The organism is Arthrobacter sp. A2-55 (assembly GCF_025548615.1).
Taxonomy (GTDB): Bacteria; Actinomycetota; Actinomycetes; order Actinomycetales; family Micrococcaceae; genus Specibacter; species Specibacter silviterrae.
The window spans coordinates 1-3,201 of record NZ_JAJLOZ010000131.1 but is presented as its reverse complement, the minus strand read 5'-3'; the positions used below and the strand labels follow the sequence as shown (position 1 = coordinate 3,201).

Below are 3,201 nucleotides of genomic sequence, written 5' to 3'. Positions count from 1 at the left end.
GAACTGCATCACACATGGAAGGGTGCAGGGCATCGCCGGTTTCGGCAATGCCCTGCACCCTTATTGATGTCGTTCTCTATCGCAAACTGTCAGCCCGCCATAAGTGAAGGCACTTACCCTGCGCAGGCGATGATGGATGCGGATGCATTTCGCGATGGCGGGACAATCGCGTAATCGCTATTGGATCTGCAACCCCTTGCCCGCAACGGGGCCACCGAAGTCGTAACAGGTGTTGTAGTTGGCCATCGGGCCGCGCCACAAGCTCCACATGTTGACCCCAACTCCATCCTGATACAACGTGCGACCAACGTTGTTGCCGGGACACAAGTACCGCACGCCCCATACTCCAGGGCTGGCATAGAGTTCGCCAGCGTTTGCGAAACAATAGGTGGTTCCATTTTCAAGAACCCACCGGTAGAAGTCGATGCGGCCCGCGCAATTGGGCTGTGTGGTCAGCGGCTGAATCCCACTACGCTGCGTGGCTGGCAGTTGGGGCAAGGCTGTCTGAAACTTGGCCAGTTCGGCAGGAGACGCCGCCGAACTTGTGGCGGGTCCTTCAAATCCAACGATGTTCAGGGAAGCGGGATCGATCCACCCCATCTCGACCGGAGACGTGGCCGATTCGAGCAGCGCTGAACCATCGGGTACGACCGAATCATTGGCTTGTGCCCCTGGAACGGCCAGTACGAAGCACAACAATCCAGCCGTCACCATCCCCAGAAGCGTGCGCGTAATAGTTTTCAAGTTGTTGCCTCCCAATAATTGGCGGGCAGCCGGAGCCGTTCGAATTTCTCCGGCCGCCCACGATTGCGGCCTGCTGATGCAAGGCTAGAACCCATTAGACCTTACTCGATCTATATCGCATAAAGATGACGGCGAATCCGGCTGGTTGAATATTCTAGGGCTGCCCTATTGGCATGGACGTTGCTGGTTCATTGCTGATGTTCAGTGTGGAGATGTCGGTCCAGCCGACGTTCTTTTGCATTTCATCGTTCGTTAGGTGCGTTACGCTCGGCGATGCCGACGTTGCCGGAAGCGAAACGCCAAGGCCGGCTGCGGCCAGAAGTGCTGCCGCCCCGAGTGACGATAGTGCTGCTTTCATGTGTTTCTTCCTTTCGGTTGACTCAGTCGCTGCGAGACCTCGTTGGACTGCTTTCGTTCGCGCGCGCAGTGATGCCCCCAATGCACCACAGGCGACCTGGCGTTCCGGGATGCCACAGAGCGCGGCATCCCGGAAATCGGCCAGGTACTCTTCTCGTTTCCTTTCGCGGAGTTCCACCGGTGACAGCAAGACGGCAATCTTGAGTATCAGGTGGCCTGGGCGGCTCATGTGCCCAGCCCCACGGGCCTGGGCGCGGTTCTTGCCGAGGGTGATGCCTTCGCCCGGAATTTACGCGAGGCGTCAACGGCAGCAGCCCGGCCGTCTGCTGTCAGCGCATAGAAACGACGCCGTGGCCCGGGGCGTTCGCTTGAGGACTCCCATGCCGATGTCACCCATCCGGCCGACTCGAGCCTGTCCAGGATCGGGTAGACAGTTCCGGGCGGACGGCCCGTTTCCTTAATGATCAGCAATCCCCACTGGTCCCTGCTGGCAAGCAGGGCCTCCAAAACATCCACCGTTGCGCCCGTAATTCTTGGCAAACTGTCCATGCCGGTAATCTACCTATATCGAGATGGATGCGCAAGTGCCTACACGCGAAGCTGCCTTGGGGTCTGAGTGGCAACGGAACAGGATTGCGTGTTTGATCTTCGATGTCAGTTTGAGGTATGCCCCAACCGGACGTCAGGCATGATGACATGTCACCTGTCAGAGTAAAGTTATGTTTTTTATTTATTGACACATGCGGGCGAAGGTCGTAGATTTCATCCTGACAGTTTCACTAGTGGAGGTACTGTGAGCGGCCAGCGTCTGGGATATATTCGGGTCAGCAGTCTGGACCAGAACACGCAGCGGCAACTGGACAACATCCAGGTCGCCAGGATGTTCACGGACAAGGCATCGGGCAAGGACACCAAGCGGCCTCAGTTGGAGGAGCTGCTGAGGTTTGCCCGCGACGGGGACACCGTTCTCGTACACAGTATGGACCGGTTGGCCCGCAACCTCGATGACCTGCGCTCCGTGGTTCAGAAACTGACCGGCAAGGGTGTGCGCATCGAGTTCGTGAAGGAAAACCTGGTCTTCACCGGCGAAGACTCGCCCCTGGCAAACCTCAAGCTCTCCGTCATGGGCGCGTTCGCGGAATTCGAACGCGCCCTCATCGGTGAACGCCAACGCGAAGGCATCGCCCTGGCCAAAAAACGGGGCGCCTACCGCGGCCGCAAAAAAGCCCTCACCGCCGAACAGGCGGCAGAATTAGCCCGACGTGCCGTTGCCGGGGAACCGAAAGCAGCCCTGGCCCGCGAATATGGCATCAGCCGCGAAACTGTCTACCAATACATCCGCCATCTCGCCCAGTAAACGAACCTTGGCGGCTCACGACACGTTCAGGAGTACTGGGCCGTTCAGGGTGTGTACCACCAGCACGTCCCCGGTCCGGACCTGGGCAAGGGCCGCGGTGAGTCCTGGGCGGTCCGTGGTGGCCCCGGATTTCCTGTCCACATGGATGTGTTCGGCCGTGATGCCGGCGTCCGCCAGGGCGGCCAGCTAGCGCCCCAGGTTCTGCTTTGCCGTTGAGACCCGCGCGTATCCAATATCCATGCCTGCACCGTACCGGATCTTGGTTCCGTACGCGGGAGCCGGCGGCCGGTTGTGGCATAACTTTGGGACGGGAAGGTTACGCGTGATTCCCGGATACTTCGGGCCCGGGTGAGTCCCGCCGGGGAACGTCCCGTTTCCTTGGAAGTGAGACACTCCGCGTGGGCGAACCATTCCCACGACGCACAGACCAAGCCAAGTCTGTAAAGCTACCTCAAGAACGCGACGGACACTCTCAACCCATCAAGAACAAAGGTGCAACAGCGGGGGGCTAAGACAGGAAGGGCTTTGACACGCTGAGGGTGCGTCAAAGCCTTCCTGTCTTAGCCCCCGCGGGACCCCTAGAAGGCTGGCCTATCTACGGCGTCCAAACAACTGTCGCCGGTGACCATGGATAAAGAGTCCAAGCAATCTTCGGGTAGTAGTTGAATATGCAACCATATACAGGCAAACAAACCTGGGCATGACCTCAGGCCTCCGGTCATAGCGATTTAATGCTATTAGCC

At 58.8% G+C, this 3,201-nt stretch carries 5 protein-coding genes; 1 reads left to right on the top strand and 4 read right to left on the bottom strand.

Going from position 1 to position 3,201, the window contains the following annotated elements; genetic code table 11:
* Window positions 1-177: 177 nt before the first annotated feature.
* The 3 genes from LPN03_RS20535 to LPN03_RS20525 form a co-directional block, all read right to left on the bottom strand.
* Complete coding sequence (locus tag LPN03_RS20535; RefSeq protein WP_165183775.1) at window positions 178-744, bottom strand: hypothetical protein; 567 nt, start codon at window positions 742-744, stop codon at window positions 178-180.
* A gap of 154 nt (window positions 745-898) precedes the next feature.
* Window positions 899-1,102 carry a hypothetical protein gene (locus LPN03_RS20530; protein WP_165183774.1) on the bottom strand — a complete coding sequence of 68 codons (204 nt, stop codon included), beginning with the start codon at window positions 1,100-1,102 and terminating at the stop codon, window positions 899-901.
* A 224-nt stretch (window positions 1,103-1,326) separates the two neighbouring features.
* Complete coding sequence (locus tag LPN03_RS20525) at window positions 1,327-1,650, bottom strand: PadR family transcriptional regulator (protein ID WP_165183773.1); 324 nt, start codon at window positions 1,648-1,650, stop codon at window positions 1,327-1,329.
* A 244-nt stretch (window positions 1,651-1,894) separates the two neighbouring features.
* Here LPN03_RS20525 and LPN03_RS20520 point away from each other — a divergent pair, with 244 nt between their 5' ends.
* Window positions 1,895-2,458: a recombinase family protein gene (locus LPN03_RS20520; RefSeq protein ID WP_165183772.1), complete on the top strand. Its 564-nt coding sequence runs from the start codon at window positions 1,895-1,897 to the stop codon at window positions 2,456-2,458.
* A 15-nt stretch (window positions 2,459-2,473) separates the two neighbouring features.
* Here LPN03_RS20520 and LPN03_RS20515 read toward each other — a convergent pair whose 3' ends face one another.
* Complete coding sequence (locus LPN03_RS20515) at window positions 2,474-2,599, bottom strand: recombinase family protein (protein ID WP_370875214.1); 126 nt, start codon at window positions 2,597-2,599, stop codon at window positions 2,474-2,476.
* Between the last annotated feature and the right edge of the window lie 602 nt (window positions 2,600-3,201).

Coding starts and splice junctions, on each gene's coding strand:
- LPN03_RS20525 (WP_165183773.1), bottom strand. CDS start 1,650: ATGGACAGTTTGCCAAGAATTACGGGCGCAACGGTGGATGTTTTGGAG.
- LPN03_RS20530 (WP_165183774.1), bottom strand. CDS start 1,102: ATGAAAGCAGCACTATCGTCACTCGGGGCGGCAGCACTTCTGGCCGCA.